Origin of the sequence: Cryomorpha ignava, from assembly GCF_010686655.1 — a bacterium.
Classification (GTDB): Bacteria; Bacteroidota; Bacteroidia; order Flavobacteriales_D; family Cryomorphaceae; genus Cryomorpha; species Cryomorpha ignava.
The window spans coordinates 1-20,743 of record NZ_JAAGVY010000042.1 but is presented as its reverse complement, the minus strand read 5'-3'; the positions used below and the strand labels follow the sequence as shown (position 1 = coordinate 20,743).

General features: G+C 40.8%; 14 protein-coding genes. 2 read left to right on the top strand and 12 right to left on the bottom strand.

Going from position 1 to position 20,743, the window contains the following annotated elements:
• Positions 1-2: 2 nt before the first annotated feature.
• The 12 genes from G3O08_RS16735 to ruvA form a co-directional block, all read right to left on the bottom strand.
• A complete protein-coding gene (locus tag G3O08_RS16735) occupies positions 3-1,571 on the bottom strand; it encodes a capsule assembly Wzi family protein (RefSeq protein WP_163286608.1) in 1,569 nt (522 codons plus the stop codon).
• Positions 1,543-2,484 carry a GDP-L-fucose synthase gene (gene fcl, locus G3O08_RS16730; protein WP_163286607.1) on the bottom strand — a complete coding sequence of 314 codons (942 nt, stop codon included), beginning with the start codon at positions 2,482-2,484 and terminating at the stop codon, positions 1,543-1,545. Before fcl ends, G3O08_RS16735 begins: the two co-directional genes overlap by 29 nt.
• A gap of 6 nt (positions 2,485-2,490) precedes the next feature.
• Positions 2,491-3,582 carry a GDP-mannose 4,6-dehydratase gene (gene gmd, locus G3O08_RS16725; protein WP_163286606.1) on the bottom strand — a complete coding sequence of 364 codons (1,092 nt, stop codon included), beginning with the start codon at positions 3,580-3,582 and terminating at the stop codon, positions 2,491-2,493.
• A gap of 57 nt (positions 3,583-3,639) precedes the next feature.
• Positions 3,640-4,554, bottom strand: a complete 915-nt coding sequence (locus G3O08_RS16720) for an aldehyde dehydrogenase family protein (RefSeq protein WP_163286605.1) — start codon at positions 4,552-4,554, stop codon at positions 3,640-3,642.
• Positions 4,554-6,011 carry an aldehyde dehydrogenase family protein gene (locus G3O08_RS16715; protein WP_163286604.1) on the bottom strand — a complete coding sequence of 486 codons (1,458 nt, stop codon included), beginning with the start codon at positions 6,009-6,011 and terminating at the stop codon, positions 4,554-4,556. Before G3O08_RS16715 ends, G3O08_RS16720 begins: the two co-directional genes overlap by 1 nt.
• 1 nt (position 6,012) lies before the next feature.
• Positions 6,013-6,906 (bottom strand): deoxyribose-phosphate aldolase, encoded by an 894-nt coding sequence (deoC, locus tag G3O08_RS16710; RefSeq protein WP_163286603.1) that lies wholly within the window; start codon positions 6,904-6,906, stop codon positions 6,013-6,015.
• A gap of 99 nt (positions 6,907-7,005) precedes the next feature.
• Positions 7,006-7,674, bottom strand: a complete 669-nt coding sequence (locus G3O08_RS16705; RefSeq protein WP_163286602.1) for an energy transducer TonB — start codon at positions 7,672-7,674, stop codon at positions 7,006-7,008.
• 301 nt (positions 7,675-7,975) lie between these two features.
• Positions 7,976-8,659, bottom strand: coding sequence for an energy transducer TonB (locus G3O08_RS16700; RefSeq protein ID WP_163286601.1), 684 nt, complete (start codon positions 8,657-8,659; stop codon positions 7,976-7,978).
• A 46-nt stretch (positions 8,660-8,705) separates the two neighbouring features.
• On the bottom strand, positions 8,706-9,101 hold the full coding sequence (locus tag G3O08_RS16695) for a VanZ family protein (protein WP_163286600.1): 396 nt from the start codon (positions 9,099-9,101) through the stop codon (positions 8,706-8,708).
• Entirely contained in the window at positions 9,094-9,471 is a 378-nt protein-coding gene (gene gcvH / locus G3O08_RS16690; RefSeq protein ID WP_163286599.1) for a glycine cleavage system protein GcvH, read from the bottom strand. Before gcvH ends, G3O08_RS16695 begins: the two co-directional genes overlap by 8 nt.
• 11 nt (positions 9,472-9,482) lie before the next feature.
• Positions 9,483-16,772, bottom strand: coding sequence for a T9SS outer membrane translocon Sov/SprA (sov, locus tag G3O08_RS16685; RefSeq protein WP_163286598.1), 7,290 nt, complete (start codon positions 16,770-16,772; stop codon positions 9,483-9,485).
• A gap of 17 nt (positions 16,773-16,789) precedes the next feature.
• Positions 16,790-17,374: a Holliday junction branch migration protein RuvA gene (gene ruvA, locus G3O08_RS16680; RefSeq protein WP_163286597.1), complete on the bottom strand. Its 585-nt coding sequence runs from the start codon at positions 17,372-17,374 to the stop codon at positions 16,790-16,792.
• Between the two features lie 627 nt (positions 17,375-18,001).
• Here ruvA and G3O08_RS16675 point away from each other — a divergent pair.
• Both G3O08_RS16675 and G3O08_RS16670 read left to right on the top strand, forming a co-directional pair.
• Positions 18,002-18,697, top strand: coding sequence for an SIR2 family NAD-dependent protein deacylase (locus G3O08_RS16675; RefSeq protein ID WP_163286596.1), 696 nt, complete (start codon positions 18,002-18,004; stop codon positions 18,695-18,697).
• A 244-nt stretch (positions 18,698-18,941) separates the two neighbouring features.
• Positions 18,942-20,612, top strand: a complete 1,671-nt coding sequence (locus G3O08_RS16670) for a hypothetical protein (protein ID WP_163286595.1) — start codon at positions 18,942-18,944, stop codon at positions 20,610-20,612.
• Positions 20,613-20,743: the final 131 nt, after the last annotated feature.

Genomic DNA, 20,743 nt, shown 5'->3' with positions numbered 1-20,743 from the left:
TATCAGAAATCTGTATAAACATTTCGCAAATTAGTTCGCAATCCAATATACCAAAATTGGTCGTGAAAACTATAATTTTCTCCCCTTTCAATTCGATTGGTAAAGCGGGCATAAACCTGAAAATTGGTGCGTGGATTAAAAACATAAGCAGCCGTTACATCCTGAAAAGAAACATTCTGCTTCGTATAAGCCAGTTCGGTTAAATCTGAAACAAGGAGATCGCGCAAAGAATCTGCATATTGCGAATAGCTATATTTGGCAGAGATCAAAATGCGCTTGTGGTAATAGGTTACCTCACCTAACACCTCATTAAAACCGGCACCCAAAGGATGTGCAAGCGGCTGATTGTGATTTGTATATCCCTGCAAAGCATTAGACGAGGCGTACGATCCGGGCTCTACCGAGTTGTATTCTGCAAGAAGATCAACTCGGTTGAAAAGCTTGTAATATTTCGCTCCAAACTGATATCCGTATCGCTCGGTATCTAAATCATCGAGCATTAACTGCCCATAAAGCCGCAGCACATTAAAAGGCTGCCATGCCATATTAAATCCAACGAGTGCATTTGCTTTAGCGTCATTTAAACCAAATATCGCTGAATTTAAAAGTGGTATGGGATTTAGCGCATTTACATTAAACGGCTCGGTACCTGTGGTGTCGTCGTAATTTTTCCAAATAATGGATTCAAAAAGACCGATTTCCAGATTTTTGATTGGCTTATAACTCAGATAATTTTGGTTTGAATACTTACGCTTAAAAATAGACTCGGGTGTATCTCCTGCGGGCAAACGCGCCAGGTTTTGCATTAAACCAAGGGTGTATCTATATTGGAATTTTCCTTCACCAAAACTCAAAATGTATCCCGCATACGGATAATTAAACGCATTGTCTGACAAGAGTATGGACCTGTAGCCGTGGCCTACGAACTGCTTTCCATGCCCGAAATTAAACGAGAGCCAATCGGCTGCTTTTACTCCAACATATCCATTGGCCATGCTGTAGTCGTAGGCATCACCTTTAAATTCTTTTACCCTTCCGCTGCCTGGAATAACTTCAAGAGAATCTACAAATCGATTGATGTAATCTGAAAACCGCGCTTGATTTTCGCGAAAATCGGTATGAATAAAAACGCGCTCACCAATCTGCGCCGAAACCGAAAACCCACGGGTATTGGTATAAAGATTGCTTTGTTCTTCTTGAGATGAGATCAACTCCTGTCCGTAGGCAAAGTCAAAAATTAGGTCAGCATCGAGTTTCAATCCGGGTTTGCGCAGCTCTATTAAATGCTGGCTAAAAATCTTTTCGGTTAGCTTGTAGTAATAAGTTGTGGTATCGGGGCCTAAACCATCTATTTTCGAAACATTGGCAAACTGCTGAAATACAGGTTTGTATCCAAAATGCACTCCCTTTTGCGCGGGTATTCCACCACGCTCCATTCTCAAAATCGAAAGATTGTCAACAGGCAAGAAAAAATTTTGAGCAGTGGCAGATCCAGTGCATACCAAAAACATTGAAAGTGAGATAAACGCTTTCAGCAGAACCTTATGAGCCCGTTTTTTCCAGATGCTCACGATAGGATTTATAAACTGATTGAATTCCTTCCCGCAAATTAATTTTGTGCTTCCAGCCGAGGGAATGAATGCGCGAAACATCCATTAATTTTCGAGGAGTGCCATCGGGTTTTGATGAATCAAAAGTAAGTTCACCTTCAAAGCCAACAATATCTTTAATGAGCAGGGCAAGGTCTTTTATGGAAATATCTTCGCCGGTACCCACATTTACAAATTGCTTTCCGTCATAAGTTTCCATCAGAAAAACACAGGCGGTAGCCAAATCGTCCACATGCAAAAACTCACGTAGGGGGCTGCCCGTTCCCCAGATTTCTACTTTATCTGCTCCCGATTTTTTGGCTTCGTGAAATTTCCTGATCAAAGCAGGTAGTACGTGTGAATTTTGAAGATCGTAATTGTCGTTTGGGCCGTACAAATTAGTTGGCATCGCCGAAATAAAATTAGCATCATACTGATCGCGGTATGCCTCGCATAGTTTTATTCCTGCAATTTTTGCAATGGCATAAGGTTCATTTGTCGGCTCCAGTAATCCCGTTAGTAGGGCATCTTCAACAAGTGGTTGTGTCGCCATTTTAGGATAGATACACGATGAACCGAGAAACAGCAATTTCTTCACCTCGTTTTTATAGGCGCTGTGAATTATATTGGCTTCAATAATAAGGTTGTCGTAAAGAAAATCGGCACGATAAACATTATTGGCTTGAATGCCACCCACTTTCGCGGCAGCGAGAAAAACATAATCAGGTTTTTCAGTGGCAAAAAATTCTTCAACAGCCGCCTGATTGCGTAAGTCTAATTCAGATGAGGTGCGGGTAATAATAATGTCAAAACCCTTGCTTTTGAGATTTCTACAAATGGCACTGCCCACCATACCTCGGTGGCCGGCAACGTATATTTTAGCGTTCTTTTCCACGTTTATCTATTCGTTGTAATTCATAATTTTATGACCTCCGTCTAGCAAATACTTGTCTCGTTTAAAAAGATCCATATCTGCTTTTACCATTTCAGAAATCAATTCATCTACAGTACAGGTTGGTTCCCAGCCCAATTTTTCTTTGGCTTTAGCCGGATTTCCCAGCAGCAACTCTACTTCAGTCGGGCGGTAGTATTTTGGATCAATTTCTACGAGTACATTTCCAGTTTTCTTGTCAATTCCTTTCTCATCTTCAGCTTTTCCTTTCCATTCTATTTCAATATCAACTTCCGCGAAAGCGCGCTCAATAAAGTAACGCACCGTTTTTGTTTTTCCGGTAGCAAGCACAAAGTCATCGGGCTCATCTTGCTGAAGTATACGCCACATACCTTCTACATAATCGCGGGCATGACCCCAGTCGCGCTGTGAGTCAATATTACCCATAAAGATATTTTTCTGCAATCCGAGTTTTATGCGGGCTACGCCACGCGTAATTTTTCGGGTTACAAAAGTTTCTCCACGAAGAGGGCTTTCATGGTTAAACAAAATACCGTTGCAGGCAAAAAGATCGTAGGCCTCGCGGTAGTTTTTGGTAATCCAAAAAGCGTATAGTTTAGCTACTCCATAGGGGCTGCGCGGATAGAAAGGCGTGGTTTCTGACTGCGGAGTTTCCTGCACTTTTCCGTACAGTTCGCTGGTAGAAGCCTGATAAATCCTGGTCTTCTTTTCCATTTTCAAAATACGCACAGCCTCCAAAATTCGCAGCGTGCCTATCGCATCAACGTTGGCCGTATATTCCGGCATTTCAAACGATACATGAACATGAGACATAGCCGCCAAATTGTAAATTTCATCTGGCTGTACCTCCTGAATAATCCGAATCATATTGGTAGCATCAGTGAGATCGCCGAAGTGGAGAAAATAATTGACATTACTTTCGTGCTGATCTTTGTAGAGGTGATCTATCCTATCGGTATTAAAAAGCGAGCTTCGTCGCTTAATTCCGTGAACTTCGTATCCTTTCTTAAGGAGCAACTCTGATAAATAAGCTCCATCCTGACCGGTAACACCGGTTATTAAAGCAACTTTCTTTGACATTAAGCCTGATTTAAATTTTGCAAAGGTATAAAGATTTGTACTGCCATGCTTGGGTTTTTAATATCCTGATTTTGAGCCAGAAATATTTTGGATAGGATGCCAAGTTGTTTTGGTCTCCTGCAGGTTCATAATCAAATCGGGATTGCCCACTACAGGTGTTTTACTTTCGTAAAAATGTGTTCGTTTAACGCTATCAGCAGCGAGCGCGCCTACATTTTTGGCATCTGCTTTTTCAGCATCCCAAATTACAACTGCGTTTACATCCATATGCGAAGCAAAATGTGAATAGAGCTCTGCTCGTTTTCCTGTAAGGATATTCACAACTCCCGCCGGAACATCAGACGTAGCAAGCACTTCGGCAAAGCTTATAGCGGTAGCCGGATACTTTTCTGCTGAAAGCACGACCACTGTATTACCACCGCAGATTGGTGGAATTATCGCCTGAATAATTCCGGTTAATGCCGTTTTTTCGCTCGCCATTGTAGCAACGATTCCCGTAGGCTCGGGCACTGAAAAATTGAAGTGCGAACTCGCAACCGGATTTACATTGCTAAACACCTGCATATACTTATCGCACCAGCCGGCATAGTATACCACAAGATCTACAGCGGCTGTGAATTCCTTATCGGAAGCAGATTTGCTGTAGCCCATTTGGATCATTTCATTTACAAAAAGATCTCTTTTTTGATCGAGCATTTCAGCAATTCTATAAACGATCTGCGATTTGTTAAACGCCGCTCTGTCTTGCCAGCTTTGCTGGGCCGAACGTGCAGCCACAACAGAATTTCTGAAATCTTTTCGCGAACTCAGGCAAATATTTGCCATAAAGTTCCCGTCAGCATCATCGAGCTGAAAATATCGACCGCTTTCTGTACGAGGAAAAGCTCCGTTGATAAAAAGCTTGTATGTTTTATTTATTGGAAGATCAGCTGATTGTACTGATTTTTTCTCACTTGATTTTTTCGTTGCCATCAGTCAAATTTTAAATATGCAGATAATCCCTGAATTCCCCCTTCACGGCCAAATCCGGATTCTTTATATCCGCCAAAAGGTGAAGTAGGATCAAATTTATTGAAAGTGTTTGCCCATACCACGCCGGCCTTTAAACGCGATGTGAGGTTGAAAATCTTTGATCCTTTATCCGTCCACACTCCGGCAGAAAGACCATAAGGCGTATTGTTTGCCTTGTCTATTACTTCGTCTATCGTTCTAAACGTTTGCATTACGAGTACGGGACCAAAAATTTCTTCTTTACTGATAATGCTGCTCTGGGCTACATTTTTGAAAAGGGTTGGCTTACACCAAAATCCTTTTTTAGGTGGTTCATTTCCGGCTTGGAACATTTCAAAGCCTTCTTTTTGTCCTAACTCCAGGTATTTATTTACCGTTTCGAGTTGACCTTTGGAATTTATGGCTCCAATGTCTGTGTTTTTATCTAAGGGATCGCCAATTATAAGGCTGTTCATGCGGTGCTCAAGCCGCCGGGTTACAGCATCGACTACACTTTCTTGCACAAATACGCGTGAGCCGGCGCAACATACGTGGCCCTGATTAAAGAAAATACCATTGATAATTCCCTCTACTGCCTGATCGAGGGCAGCATCTTCAAAAATGATGTTTGCCGCTTTTCCACCGAGCTCAAGGGTTAGTTTTTTATTCGTTCCGGCGAGGCTGCGCTGAATCATTTTTCCAACGGCTGTAGAACCGGTAAAGGCTATTTTATCAATATCTGGATGTTCTACCAGTGCTTTTCCGGTTTCGCCGGCACCGGTTATAATGTTCACAACACCATCGGGTATTCCAGAATCTCGGATAAGCTCAGCGAGTTTTAAGGCCGTAAGCGAAGTGGTTTCAGCGGGCTTGAGCACAACGGTATTCCCGGCAGCGAGTGCAGGAGCAATTTTCCAAGAGGCCATGAGAAGCGGAAAGTTCCAAGGGATAATTTGTCCAACAACTCCAATCGATTTCGGCTTTTTAGCCGGAAAAGCATATTCCAGCTTATCTGCCCAGCCGGCGTGATAGAAGAAGTGAGCCGCAGCAGTTGGAACATCAAAATCGCGTGATTCGCGAATGGGTTTACCGCCATCCATTGATTCTATTACCGCAAACTCCCTTGCTCGCTCCTGCAAGAGTCTGGCAATGCGAAAGATATATTTCGCACGTTCCTTGGGTTCCATTTTTGACCATACATTGGTGTACGCCTTTCGCGCAGCCTTTACAGCTCTGTCCACATCTTTTTCGTTGGCATCGGCAATTTCTGCCAATACTTCTTCAGTAGCGGGATTAATGGTTTTAAAATATTTTTTACTCTGCGGAGGGGTAAACTTCCCATCGATAAACAAATCGTACTTTTTGTCTATTCGAATATGAGAAGTACTCTCGGGCGCCGGTGAAAGCGACCACGTATTAGTATCGTTTTTCTTAGCCATATTAGTCTAATGCAAAATAATTTCCAGATTGATAAACTCCGGTGGTTTGTTTAACCAATTGTTTTAGCAAGTCATTTGCCAGCGAGCTTGCGCCAAATCTAAACCACTCATTGGTGAGCCAGGCATCGCCGAGGGTTTCTTTGAGCATAATGAGATAATGCAGTGCCAGCTTGGAATTAGAAATTCCACCAGCAGGTTTCATGCCCACCATTTTTCCGGTTTCAAAATAATAATCGCGTATTACTTCAAGCATCACGAGGGTAACCTCCATTGTTGCTGCCGGTTGAATTTTTCCGGTACTGGTTTTGATAAAGTCTGCGCCGGCATCAATTGCCAATCGGCTTGCGAGAGCTACATTTTCCAGATCGCCCAATTCGCCGGTCTCAAGAATTACTTTGAGCCGCTTATTTCCGCAAGCTTCTTTAATGGAAGATATTTCATCAAACACGAAATTATAATCGCCCTGAAGAAATTTTCCGCGCGAAATTACCATGTCTATTTCATCAGCACCTGCATCTATCGCCTGCTTTGTATCTGCGAGCTTAATATCAAGATTTGTTTGACCGGATGGAAATGCGGTCGCCACCGATGCTATTTTCACACCTGATGAACCCAGATATTTTCGTGCACTCGCCACCATTTCGGGATAGACACATACTGCTGCAACCGTTGGTAAACCCGGAAGTTCATCATGCAGATGCATGGCCTTATAGCACATCTGACGCACTTTCCCAGCAGTGTCTTTCCCTTCCAGAGTGGTTAAATCAATCATACTGAGAGCCATTTTAAGACCTTGCATCTTGGCATCGGTTTTAATGCTGCGTGTCTTAAACCGTGCACATCGTTCCTCAATACCTACCTGATCTATTGGCTTATGCCGTAATTTTAATTCCATTTAAAACATTTATAAAGTCAAATATAGCACAATCAAAATCGTGACATAAAAAAACCCTCTCAAATGAGAAGGTTTTTAAATTTTTAGTGAGGCCTTAGCTTATCGTAAAGTAAATCGGATTGGCAGGTTGTACTGAACCTTTACTGCTTTACCTCTTTGTTTCCCGGGCTTCCATTTAGGCATGCTTTGAACTACGCGAATGGCTTCTTCGTCTGTTCCACCGCCAATTGAGCGGAGTACCTTAACGTCTTTTACTTCACCTTTCTCGTTTACCACAAAAGTTACATAAACAGTCCCCTGTATGTTGGCATCTTTGGCAATAGCGGGATACTTAATATTATTGGCCAGATATTTCATCATTGCCGGCTCACCACCTGGAAATGAAGGCATTTCTTCAACAATGGTAAAAATCTGCTCTTCGGCAACTTCTTCCGTGGCTTCCTCAATAAATTCAATCTCGGTATCTTCATCCACTTCCATATCTTCAATTACCAGCTCTTCTTCAATTTCTTTCTCATCTTCTACAATTTCAATAACTGTAGTGGGCGCTGGTGGTGGTGGAGGTGGTGGCGGTTGTTGTTGTGAAATAGGAATAATCTCTTCTTCAATCAAATCAATGTCAAGCTGACCGAGCGAAGCTATCTCCGTTTCGTAAGTTTTCCATTCAAAAGCTACCAGAACTAATGCTGTAGAAAACAGTATTCCAATGATTATCAGCGGAATCCGCTTTTTCTCCAAATTTGCGTTAATGCTCTTTTTTAATTCCATGGTGTTGGTTTTATAACCAGTATTAGGCGAAAATATAAAAGTTCTTTAAATAATGGTGTAGTTTTTTGTAATTCTCTTCATTTTGATAGTCAAAGTTACCAAATACTATGCCTCGAAATGTTAATTTGATTCTTGTTTTTGGTTTTTAGTTCTTAGTGTTTGGTCTCATTCTGGGCTCCGTAATGTACTCTGTGCCTCTAACTTTTAAATATAGTACTGAAAAACCTAACTATTATCCTTTTAGAGTTTCAGCACGTTAAAGTACAAGTCTAAAAACAAAGCACCAAAAACTAAAAACTCACTACAGCAAAGTATATTTTATCGGCAACCTAAAACGCACCTTCACGGGAAGTCCTCTTTGTTTTCCGGGAGTCCACCTCGGCATTTCGTTTACAACCCGCAGGGCTTCTTCATCAAGACCGGCACCAACGCCTCTTATTACTACTGCGTCCTCTATACTCCCGTCTTTTGCAATTATAAATTCCACCCACACTGTACCTTGAACTCCCACATGCTTGGCTTTATCAGGATAGTTTACATTCGCCATCAAATATTTTACTCGTGCAGTATCGCCTCCTGGAAATGACGGCCATTCATCTACAAAAGGCAATTCGATAACTTCTTCAGTTACGACTTCTGCTTTCGCTGATATGACGGATATTACAGGCTCATCTTCCGGTTCAAAATTTGGTATATCCAAAATCAAATCAATTTTTTTGTCGTCATCAATAAGTACCAATTCATCAATCACGGGCTTTGGTGCCGGCGGAGGCGGAAGCGGTTTTTGCATCGGTACAGCAATAAAAATAGGTTCATCAGGTAAATCGCGGTTGGCGCGATCTGATTTGTCAATGGTGGGTATGTCGGAATAAGTCTTCCACTCAAAAGCGGTTAAGACAAAAGCCGATGAGAATAATAAGCCTAGAAAAAATAAAGGCGCGCGGAATCTTTCGAGACGGTAGTCCCGGTTTTTCTTTTCAATCATGACAATTTGGTTTAGTTGTCAAAAAAGAAGCTGCGCAGCACTTTTTTTAACGTTGTTTTACAAGTAACTTTTTTGCAATAACTATGCCGAGAATTGCACCAAGCGAATCGGCAAGAAAATCGGAAAGGCTTGCAAAGCGTGATGGGAAGAGCAATCCCTGTAAAATCTCAGTGAGAGCACCGTAAGCCGTGGCGGCAAGAATGAGGATAAGAATATGCTTTCGCGAAATGTTTTTCTGTGAATTTTTGCGAATAAAACCATAAACCATTAGAAAACCGAGAATACCAAAAACGCCTAAATGAGCGATCTTGTCTTCAATATCGATTTCCCAAAAATCAATATTCGGCAAGTCCTGGCCGGGTAGGCCACATAGCAGCATAATGAAGGCTGCCCAAAGAGCAGCCCCCCAATATGATTGTAAAAATGATTTCTTTTTATCCAACAAGGTCTTTATACGCTTCTGCGTCTAGCAATTCAGAATCGTCTAAATCTCCTTCAAACTCGATTTTGATCATCCAACCCTTTCCGTAAGGATCTTCATTTACCATCTCGGGGCTTGCTTCCAACTCTGAATTAAACTCTTTTACATTTCCTTTAAAAGGCATAAAGAGATCTGAAACTGTCTTTACAGCTTCAATTGTACCAAATACCTCTCCGGCATCAAGGTCCTCGCCTGTTGTTTCTATTTCAACAAATACAATATCACCTAGCTCGCTCTGGGCAAAATCTGTAATGCCAATTGTCGCAGTATTACCTTGTACTTTAACCCACTCGTGGTCTTTTGTGTATTTGAGATCGCTCGGAATATTCATTTCTTAAAATTTTATTGTGTTAAGGTAAAGCGCAAAGATATACCAGTATTTATATTCGAGGTAGGGAATGAGATAGAAATTTTTGGCTCATTGATCTGATGATCGTAGAACGCTCTAATATTCAGCCTGTCAGATATCACATAATCAATTGCTGTTTTAATCGAAATAATGTTCTGGCCAGAAGTTATCTGATTGGTTCCTTCTGCCATTCTTCTTATTATTACTTCGGTGTCTCTAATGCTTAAATCGGCACGGACATTTAAATCGCTTTTGCGTGACTTTCCTCCAATTTTAATTTCAACATCGGGAAAGCGATACCCCAGACCAATTACATATTCGTCGCTTCGGTTTTCGGTAAGCTGAAAGTTTGTAGTACTAAATGCCAGCGTTCTGTTCTTGTTGATTTCAAAATTGGTAATAAGCGAGTTTTGCCAGGTCATATCTATCCGAATAAGTGGGCTTAGTTGCTCTGAAATTGTAATCGCATTAATCTGATTCATCGCTATAAAGTTTGCCTCTTCAGAATTATCTCGTGTTGGAGTACCGCTTATATCTGATCCGGCGCTGAGATTGGTCGTAAAATTATTTACGCTGTAGGTACTTCTGTAAGAATGACCTAAGGTTACATTTCTAAAAATCTTGGCTATGGCCGGAATTTTAGAAAGTCCGTCATAATTCACCGTCCAGCTCGGATTTTTGATTGCATCCAAAAGGGTGTAATCATCTATAGTCAATGCTACCTTATTGGGATCGGAATTGGTATAAGCTGCTACAAACGCCGGAACTATGACCTGCTGAGAGCTCTCGCCAAATCCATCGGCAAACCCTACGGCAACCGGATCGGAATAACCCGTCTCTCGCGCCAATCGATTTGATACGGCACTTCTATTATCTTTAAAATTCTCAAACGTCTTGTTGCTATTATCATTTCTATCGTTCACCCAAACAGTTGACCAGGCGTTCATTGAAATGCTGAAACTTCCCGACTGGAATTGGCTCTCTTCCAAATATTGTTGCAAGTCGTTGTTGTATCTGTAAAATGATCCATCAAAAAGCGATTTACTCCTGATAGCATTAAACTCTACACGCAGATTTGGAATTGGCTCCAGATTTACCCTAAGATTAAAGTCTTCGGTATATGATTCAAGATATTGCTGATTGATGTATTGATTTTTCACAAGCCAGTCTTTGAGGGCAGCCTGCTTGTTAAAATCACTGATTTGATGCCCAAGCACAAAGTCAATCCCCGGTGCATTAAATCCGGGATCCATCCCAATAATATTTGATTTTCTATTATATCCCGGTAAGAAAATTCCTTCATTTTGGCTATACACAACGCTCACATTTTTCAAACTCATCAAGAGTTTCGCTCCGTAATCAAAAACCGTAATCTTATTTTCATCTTTCTTTTCCTTTTCAGCCTCACTTTCCTCTTCGCCTTTGCCTTTTTGGGGTGTTCGAGAATTTGTAGTTAGCGATCGTCCCGTACCTCTGCTCTGCCGCTGGAATTTTTGATTTACCTTTTTAAAGTATCCAACTTTATTGTAAAGAGTAAGGAAATTTAGTTGTCCATTTAGCGAAAGCGTACGCGAATTCTGAATGGTATTACCCAAAGAGTCTTGGCTAAAAGGAGCACGCTGCCAATTGTAGCTTCCGGTATAGCGCAAGTCTGTAGAAACCCAATCGAGAATAGGAATTTTATTAATCGGCACTTTATAATTTGCCGATACCGATTGATTGAAAGTAACGTTTGTTCCAAAATCTTTAATGCTATTCCACACCGTATCTCGGTAATCGTTGTACGAATCGCGGTCGCTCTTATCAACTTTACCGATGGATTCGTCAATGTAAGCCAGATTGTTGGCACTATAGCCCAGCCGGATAGAGCTAGTAAGATCATGCTGTACATCGTAAGTGCGCAGCCAATTAAAGGTTTTTGTATAGAGTACAGGCTGTTCAAAATCAAAGCCTTCGCTCACATTTCTAAACTGCTGCTCATTATACGTTCTATTAATATCTGAGCGGAAGGAGATGTTTTTTGGAACGAGGGTAAAATTAAAGTCACGTACAAGAGCCAGATAATCAGATGATCGCAGGAATTTGCTTGTAGCAAAAGGTTTGTAATTCTTTGGCTGGGCGTTGAAATTATATCCCAATCCAAACCTAAACTGCCTTTGGTTATCAAATGCCGTATTGAAGTCGTAGGCGTGCCGGTCGCTGTATGCAAATGTGGCATTCAGGTTTTCAACGTCGTAAATTCTCGGTTTTTTATCTGAATTCACTCTGTCTTTCCGGACATTGGTAAAGTTGATACTTCTCCTTCGCACATAGCTTTGCGATCGTTTACGCAGTTCTTTTTGCTCGGAAGGCGAAAGTCCTTCGTCCACTTCGTCGAGCTCAAGATCTGGCGATAAAGGATCGAATCTAGGAATTACCACTTGCTCTGCCTGACCAATATACATTGGTATTTTAACGCCCGATTCTTCAGGCAGGAATTTATCGAGGTTAACATTAGAGCTGGCATCGTAGCCCATAGATGTTTCCTGCGGTCTTTCGGCCACGCGGCTACCGAGCGACCCAAAGTTTGGGGTGCTTATATTTCCGGCCAGCGATACGGTGGCAAAATCGGCGAGCTTGGTATTAATACGCCCTACAGCTGCCCAGCCACCATCGTTATTAAAGTCGGTGAGGCGAAGCTCATTTACCCAAATCTCTGCACTTTCTGACTTGGCATCATCAGACGACCAGATATTTCCGTAAGTGGGGTCGCCATTTGAATTGGGATTGCGCACACCAATCATGATCGTGCGTACTGAGCTAAGAACAGGATTACCTTTTATGCGAATACGGCGATCGCCATCAGACTGAACATAAATTTCATTATCCGGAAAGTTTGATTGATTTCGAGAATTCTTCGCCGCTTGCAGCTTTTCAAACTCAATCTTCATATTGTTTTCTTCCGGCCAGATATTCTGAGGTGTGCTTGACGAATTAAGTCCAGTAGGTTTCACCGGGATTTCATATTCGTAAAAGTTCTGATCAAAGTCAGAACCCAGTCGCACAAATACCGACACATCTCCAAACGCAATCGGGTTGTTTTCATTTATAGTTTCGCCGTGAATAAACATCTCCAGATTTCCGTACATCCGCATATCTATGTCTAGACTTCTGAATGCGGCTCGCGCATCGCCATCGCCCAGATTGCGCACACGCAATACAAGGGATTGCTCATTGAGGCTTCTAAGGTTAGCAGTACCGGCGTCAATTTCACGCGAAATTCCAGGAGGAGTTACATAATTAAGCGGAGTACGTTGACTGTTTTCCTCAATATTAACGGCGAGAATATCAAACTCGGTTTCGCCTGGTTGACCGGGTACAACCTCGCCTTCACGCAGGGTTTGGCCATACCTTCTCCATTCTCCGCGAATAAGCTCCAAGCGCGCAAACCTTAAAACCAACGGAGTTTCAAACCCTTTGGTAACCAATCGCATAAAACGAATAGAGCGCAAATCCTGAATATTATTTATTGATTTTCCTTCGCGTACCGGAATTTTAAACTGATACCATTTTACCAGACGCCCATCGGGTGCTACTCCATCTACCACATCGGTAATATAATTATTACCCACTTGCCAGTCGCCCGGCGAAACTTGCGGGTCGGGCATATCTACTTCGTATTGGTAGTATGATTCGGCTTCCGCCAATGTTAAATCCTGGTTTACATCTTCGGTTGTAGGCAAAGTTGTGGCTTGTTGAGGAAAACCAGGATCGCTGTCTTGGGTAGTTATCGAGTTCCCTTGAGAACCATTAAACAATCTGTAGCGGTCTACAATGTCGGCCTGTTCATCATCATAAGTTCCACTGCGGAAATGTTGATAATTGTCTGAAGATGGGTCGCCGTTAGCTCTACTTGCAACAGTACTGGAAACTCCGGGTAGTGCATTTATTCTATCGATAAACTCTGCAAAATAAGCGCGTTCGCCCGCATCGTCAAATCCATCGAAGCCAACATCTTGAGCTGCATTTGAATTGGTAGTATTATCAAAAGCATTTACAATACTCTGGGTAATTGGTACGCGCGCCCAAGCGGTTGTATCGGTCAGCAGTCCGTTCGGATTGTTCGGATCGAGAGGCAAACCATTTTCAAAGCTCATTTGACCATCTCGCAAAAGGTCTTCAGATACATTTCCGAGATTAATAAGTAACTTTCCGTTGCTGTTTCCTGCGGTACCTAAAAAATCGCGGTTGTCGGTATTGTATGGATCCATGATCCAAAACTGAATAAACTCTACATTGGTCTGCTCAAAATCTGTGGTATTGATCGCGCGCTGCAATCCTCCCCACCTCGATTCTGGATTGAGCAAATCTCCGGTTTGCGGATTTATACCGGCCGACAATGCTGTGGCTTCCGCATCGTAATTATTCGGTCCACGCTCTTGTGGGTAGAATGACAAATCGAAAGTGGCAATATTTGCCGGAGTACCTGCAGGCAAATCTTTATCTGGAAATACCTCACCCTCTGTTACCTCACGCTGATAATGTCGCGTAGGGTTTATATTGTCAGGAGTAATGTTGTCATTTCTGAAAAAGAGCGGATCAATAACATACCAGGCCATATTCGCGCGGTTGTATCCAAGGGTTCTATCATTGCTAAGCGCCGCTTCAGGAAAAATCTGTGGCTGATTTTGAGGAATAGACGCAAGCCCCCAAGAGGCGAAATTTCGCAAATCAATCTGCGAAATCGTTCCTTCAAAATCGTCAATATAGGCAGTTCCAGATTTGCCGACAGCCTTGTTGTGCCCGGGAATGAGTTGTGCAAACTCAATAGACGCATCAACGTTTGATACTTCTTTGGTGTTGATAAGCGGAATAGCATCAACAAAATCAGTTAAAAATCGAGAGTCGTCCTGAAAGTGAGCATCAAGCCCCCACAAGGTATTGTTCATGGGTTCGTCGCCGATATTGACCTTTTGGGTAAGTGGCCTTTCATTGAGGTTCATAATAGTAGAACCCACTGTAAACTTATCATTAAACTTATAGTCAAAGCGGGCTCCCATCAGTCGTCTCGTCTGAATACTAAATAGCGTATTGCTTTCTACACTGATCTTAATCGGTGTCTGCGACTCCAAAAGTCCGCTATTCAAAATTTTAACGCGACCCAAATTATAATCAACTGTAAAGTCTTGATTTTCTACCAATTGAACTCCCCCGGCAGTAACCTGCACAGCTCCTTGCGGGATATTTAGAGCATTGAGCGAAATTTCATCAGAAGATGCTGACTGATAACTACCTTTTAATTCAAATCTATTGAGATATAAGAAGTTTTGCTGAGCAACAATTTTTGTAGAATCGTAGAGTTGGGGGTAGGCAATATTATTAATTTGGTCTTCACTTACCCCCGCTGTTGAGAGTTTATCAATAAGATTTTGACCAAATGGCTCTATAACAGGGAAGTATATTCTGCCGTTTTGGGCATTGATTGTACCTCCAGTAGTGGCAGCCCCATCTATAAAGTCAAATCGCCCATCGGGCCGGGGGTTTGAATTCTGATCTAGTTTATCCAGTTCCATAATCTGCAGAAGCGGAGTATCCTGCACTTCCGGAATTGGAATAACGGGTACATCAACCCCTTCCGTAGGGTCATTATACCATACATTCAATAAAAACTCATTGCTATTAACCTGATAAGCGCCCAGCGAGTAAACGTTTTTCATCATCAAATCCCACAATGGGCTCTTGATATCAACTACGGTAGATTTAAGCAATTTCAGGAAGAGCGCATCGGGGGCTGTAAAACCGTCGTTTGATAAATTTCCTACTTGATACGTACGTCCATTAAGGGTATATTGGTAAGCTACGGCCAATACTTCGGCATTGTTAAGCGACTGATTTAACGAGATAAACCCAAGTCTTTGGTTAAAGGTGTATTCATTCGGGCTCAACTGACGCGCATTTGATAGCCGTTCAAAATCGCGTCCATTTACAAGCCCCAGATTGGCAAGTGCCTCCGAAGATTGAGAAAAATCACGTATTTGTTGATTATTAGAAACAATACTATAAAGTTGGTTTTGTCCGTTATCCGGAAAGTTGTTTAGCGGAAAATCGCCAATTTCAATCGGTAATACCGGGTTTTGAAAAGGCTCACCCTCACCTAAATCTGTAAAACCGATAATATTTCTGGCGTCCTGCACATTGGCCGTTTGGTTTACCGCCCAGACTTCTATTCGGGTAATCTGCACCCCAGAGTTTACCACGGGCAAACTTTTTAAGGCATTATTGTATGCAGCTCTAAAATATCCACTTAAGAAATAGTGGCGATTTGCCTCGTAATTATCAACACCAATGATGAACTCCTGTTTCTGTGCCCCGCCTTGTACGTTTATTTCTTTTTTCTGTCCACGCTCCTGCGAGAAAAGTGTGGTTGCAGTTAACCTTCCAAATTTCAATTCTGTTTTAAAACCAAAAAGGCTCTGACTTCCAGAAATAAGTGAATTGTTGAGTGGCATGCTCACATTTCCGGCTTCAATCTTTTGAATTATTTCGTCTTCGTAGCCAGTGTATTCAATTTTAGTTTGATTCTCAAAATCGAACGTCGCCTCAGTATTATAGTTGGTACTTAATTTTAGCTTATCGCCAATTTGCCCTACTACATTCAACTGAATGCGCTGATCAAAATTAAAAGTAGTAATTCTTCTTTGGTTTACAGGGATTTGCGGGTTTTCATTTTTATTGATGTTCGCACCAAAAGTCAACTCTGCTGTTCCCTGCGGGCGTATATCAACGGTGTTTCCACCAAAAATACGGTCAAATGCCTTATTGTTTATTTCTAGGCTAGGGCGAAAAGGATCAGGACCATCATCATCGTCGCTCGCAATTTGATCTGCCGATCTTATTTCTTTCCAGTATTCATTTACCGAGTTGCCATTTACATAAGCCATGTACTCGTCAAATGTCATTACGGTGGGGTTACGGTAATCTATCCCGCTACCAATACGTTGATAAAAGTAGTATTTGCCCGTTTCGGGATCGTATTCTATTACATTGTCAACATTGCTAGGGTCGGTAAGATTAATCCGCCCTGAACTTCCTCCGAAAGGATTTAAATTATCTCCAATAGGATATTTCAGATCCACTTCGGGAGAATCAACCGCCAAAATCTCTGCTTTTGGAGTTACTTTAAATTCAGGTAAATTTACTACAGACCTATTAATATTTGGGATAGTGGCATAGCCGGTCCATACAAATGTGATTAGAGCAGCAATTGCAAAAAATTGCCAAATATTTTTAGTATGTAGACCCAAAACCTGCTAATTAAGAGCTATAAGCTCTTTAAACTTTGTTTAATTAAATTCTCAATACTTATCGATTCATCGTTCGATTCAAGCACCTTATCGACAACTGTCTGCGCTTTGCGCTGATCGAAGCCAAGATTGCGCAAGGCTCTTAACGCTTCAGATCTTAAGGTATTGCTTTGAGCGCCAAAAATATCAAAATTAGCGTCTCCCCCGCCCATTTTATCTTTTAGATCTACAATTATTCTTTCAGCCGATTTGGCTCCTATTCCTTTTATTTTCTTTAAACTCGCTACATCGCCATGAAGTATGGCTGTTTGCAATTCAGCTGGTTTATAACTACTTAGTGCTGCAACCGCCGAAGCTGGCCCAATACCCGAAACAGAAATTAAACTTCGAAACATGGCGCGCTCAAGCTCATGAGAAAAGCCGAACAATACATGCGCATCTTCGCGTATAGATGTGTGTATGAAAATTTTAACACGTTTTTTCCCGTTTAAACTCTCGAAAGTATTAAGTGTGGTTTGAAAAATATATCCTATTCCACTTGTTTCAATCACTCCAAAAGTAGGAGTGCGCTGCACAAGTTCTCCTTCAATGTATTCTATCATATAAGGGTATAATTCCTTCTGGTTATTTAAATATCAGCATCTTAAATACAGAATTAGAAAGCACTTTTTTCTAATCGGCCATAAATGTAATGAACTCGGTTTGGTTTACATACTAATTTCGTATTTTCACATTATGGAGAACTACGATATGAAGTTTAAGGATGAGTATTTATTTAAATGGATAGATGATGAAGGTTGAAATGAATAAAAAAAAAATCTGTTGAACTATCTTCAAAAGCATGTTGGAATGGCAAAATTCATGACCCTGTCCATACGGACGCCTTCCAGTTGTAAGGGTCAAATGTTTGTAGAATATTGGCTGTGTGGAATGCTAAACGACCCTGTAAGGCGTCGCACTACACCGCTTTAGAAAGTGTACTAAATTTTTGGTACGACGCCTTACAGGGTCGCCTGTTCATGCTGGAAGTTCATTATACTACAAACATGCGACACCTTACAGGGTCGCATGATATTAAAAATAAGCATTCATGAAAAGCACTTAACAAATTGTATATCAATTAATTAAAAAACTCAAAAAGTATAGCTTTTAATTTATTTAACAATACGTACTTAAGCACTCAGCGATAAGTCTACAGAGAGAAATATATTATTTCGTATTTTCACATTATGGCAAAAAAACGCATTGTAGTATTCTCAGGCGCGGGTATGAGTGCAGAGAGCGGTATACAAACTTTTAGAGACAATGATGGGTTGTGGGAGCAACACCGGGTTGAAGATGTAGCCACCCCTGAGGCCTGGCATCGAGATAAGGAATTGGTGCTTAACTTTTATAATATGCGGCATAAGCAGCTATTAACGGCAGAGCCAAATAAGGCTCACCTCGATTTGGTAAAACTTGAAGATAAATACTTTACAACAATTATTACCCAAAATGTAGATGACTTGCACGAGCGCGCAGGCTCATCGCAGGTTATACATTTGCATGGCGAATTGCGTAAATGTCGCAGCGAAAAGAATGAAAGATTTATTAAAGATATGCCTCTTGACGGATTAAAAATTGGCGATACTTGTCCAGAAGGTTACCAGCTGCGCCCGCATATTGTATGGTTTGGCGAGATGGTTCCAGAGATGGACAGAGCTATGGAGACAGTTCAAAGAGCTGATATTTTATTGGTTATCGGAACCTCTTTAAACGTCTATCCCGCAGCAGGGTTAATTTACGCGGCTAAAAAGGGTACAGAAATAATTCTGATCGATCCGGGAGATTTTGGTCATACAGACATTCGACATTTGCATCACATTCAAAAAAGCGCTACGGAAGGAGTGGGTGAGGTGGTAGCGAAGTTGATGCACGATCTTTAATGGTGGATTTACTTTTAAATGAATGAATAGTTAGCAGCAATATCATGTAAAGAAAATTCGTTGAATAACTGCCACATTAACAAGTTATTAGGCTCTCGATTCATCCTTAAAACTCTATTAAATTCTAAACTCTATTAAATTCAATTAGAAAATAAGCTATCCAGCATTCCGGTAGAAAAAAATTTGTGGTTCAAAAAATTTTGTTGACATTGCCAATTAATTACAAATCCTTAACTAAAAAAATATGAGACTATCACTGATTATCTTGTCCCTAACTCTATTATCTAATTTTTCATTTGCACAAATGGATTATTGGACACTCCCCCCTTATCAGTATCATATGAGTTTATTAAATCCAACCCATACAACTTTACCAGGAAATCAGTCCAATTCATTTTCGGTTGCAAATGGCGCATACGAACCGAATGGAAATTTAGTATTTTATGTGAAAGACGATGGTATATATGATGATCAAGGTGTATTCGTTAACAATCTTCCAATTTACATGCCGTATCCCAATGGACCTGTATATGACATTCTTAGTGGTGAAATTGCAATAGTTCCAATTCCAAATGAATGTAAAAAATACTACATAATTTACAGCATGGATAATCCAGGAGGTTTTTCACCATTGTTGTATATTAAAATTGACTGTACAGGAACATCACCAGTACTAACTTATGATTCTACATTTCCGTATATAAAACCTTTTATTATTTCAAATCAAGGCGGATCTGATAATACAGCTTTCGCAGTATCGCAAACCTTTAACCCCGCTTCAAACCCTAGTAGATTTCTGCTTGCTGCAAAAGAGTTAGGAATATATAAGAGTATTATAAATTCATCAGGCATATCTACTGGCGTTGAAATAGCGTCATATAACACTTTAAATTTACAATATTTTGACGATTTTGCCACTTCAACCGAAGCTGAAATTTCTTGGGGAACTAATTATTTTGCATGGTGTTCTATAGGAACCGATAAGGTTTTCATTATAAAGATTGATCCAAGTGATGGCACTTATGTACCCAACTCTATTAAATCGTTTTCAATTTCAGACCCTAAAGGAATAGAATTCGATAGTAATCTTTTGAACCCTAACTTATTCGTATCATGTTCTCAAGGAATCAAAAAAATCTCAACATTGAACAATTCTACTACAACAATCTCTACTGGCCCTTATGATTTATCCAATACGTTTTTGGAATATGGCAGTAAAAATAAAATTTACGGGGTTTCACCAGTAACAAATGGCGGAAAATTGATTGGAATATCTACAACTAATTCTTCGATATCAACAGTTTCTGGAATTTTCGATTCTCAATTTACATTGGCAAACTATGTATGTCAAAATATTTATACCTTACCTGATCAAATCGATGGCGAAAATTATAATACTAGCGTAATCATATCTGATTTCACTATTAATAGTAACATCCCTTCATTGAATTGTGATAGAAGGCTAGAAGAATATTGTCAGGATAATCCCATAGCCTTTAATGCTAATTATTTTAATGGTGGTATACCATATGAATATAAATTTGCAATTTACCCAATTAATAGTTCTTGTCTACCAATTTCCGTTAAAGGTCAAGTCAACTATCATGGATCTTGGCAGACCGGAGAACCCATATTAAATTTTGATCTAAGAAGTTTAACTGATGGTGTTGGAAAAAATCTAGGAAATTCATCTGGGTCATTTGCTATACAATACAGTGTGAAAGACGTTTGTGGAAATATTAATACGCAGATCAGATATATAAGTGTTGTTGATCAAATCCCAGCACAAATTGCTCTCGAAATATATAATATGAACAATTCTCAAGTGTATTTATCACCATCGCAAAATATTAATACACCTGTTTATGTCGGTACATCATCTATTGGTATCCACCCGACCAACTACACCGCCTGATTTTCCAACTCACCAAAGCTTGTTAACTTTTCTGGTATGTCTATATTCCCAGGGAAGAGTTCAAAAAGTTTGTTGACCGGATGATCGGCGATTTTGCCAAGCACGGCAGTAAGCCAGGCCATAGGTTCTAC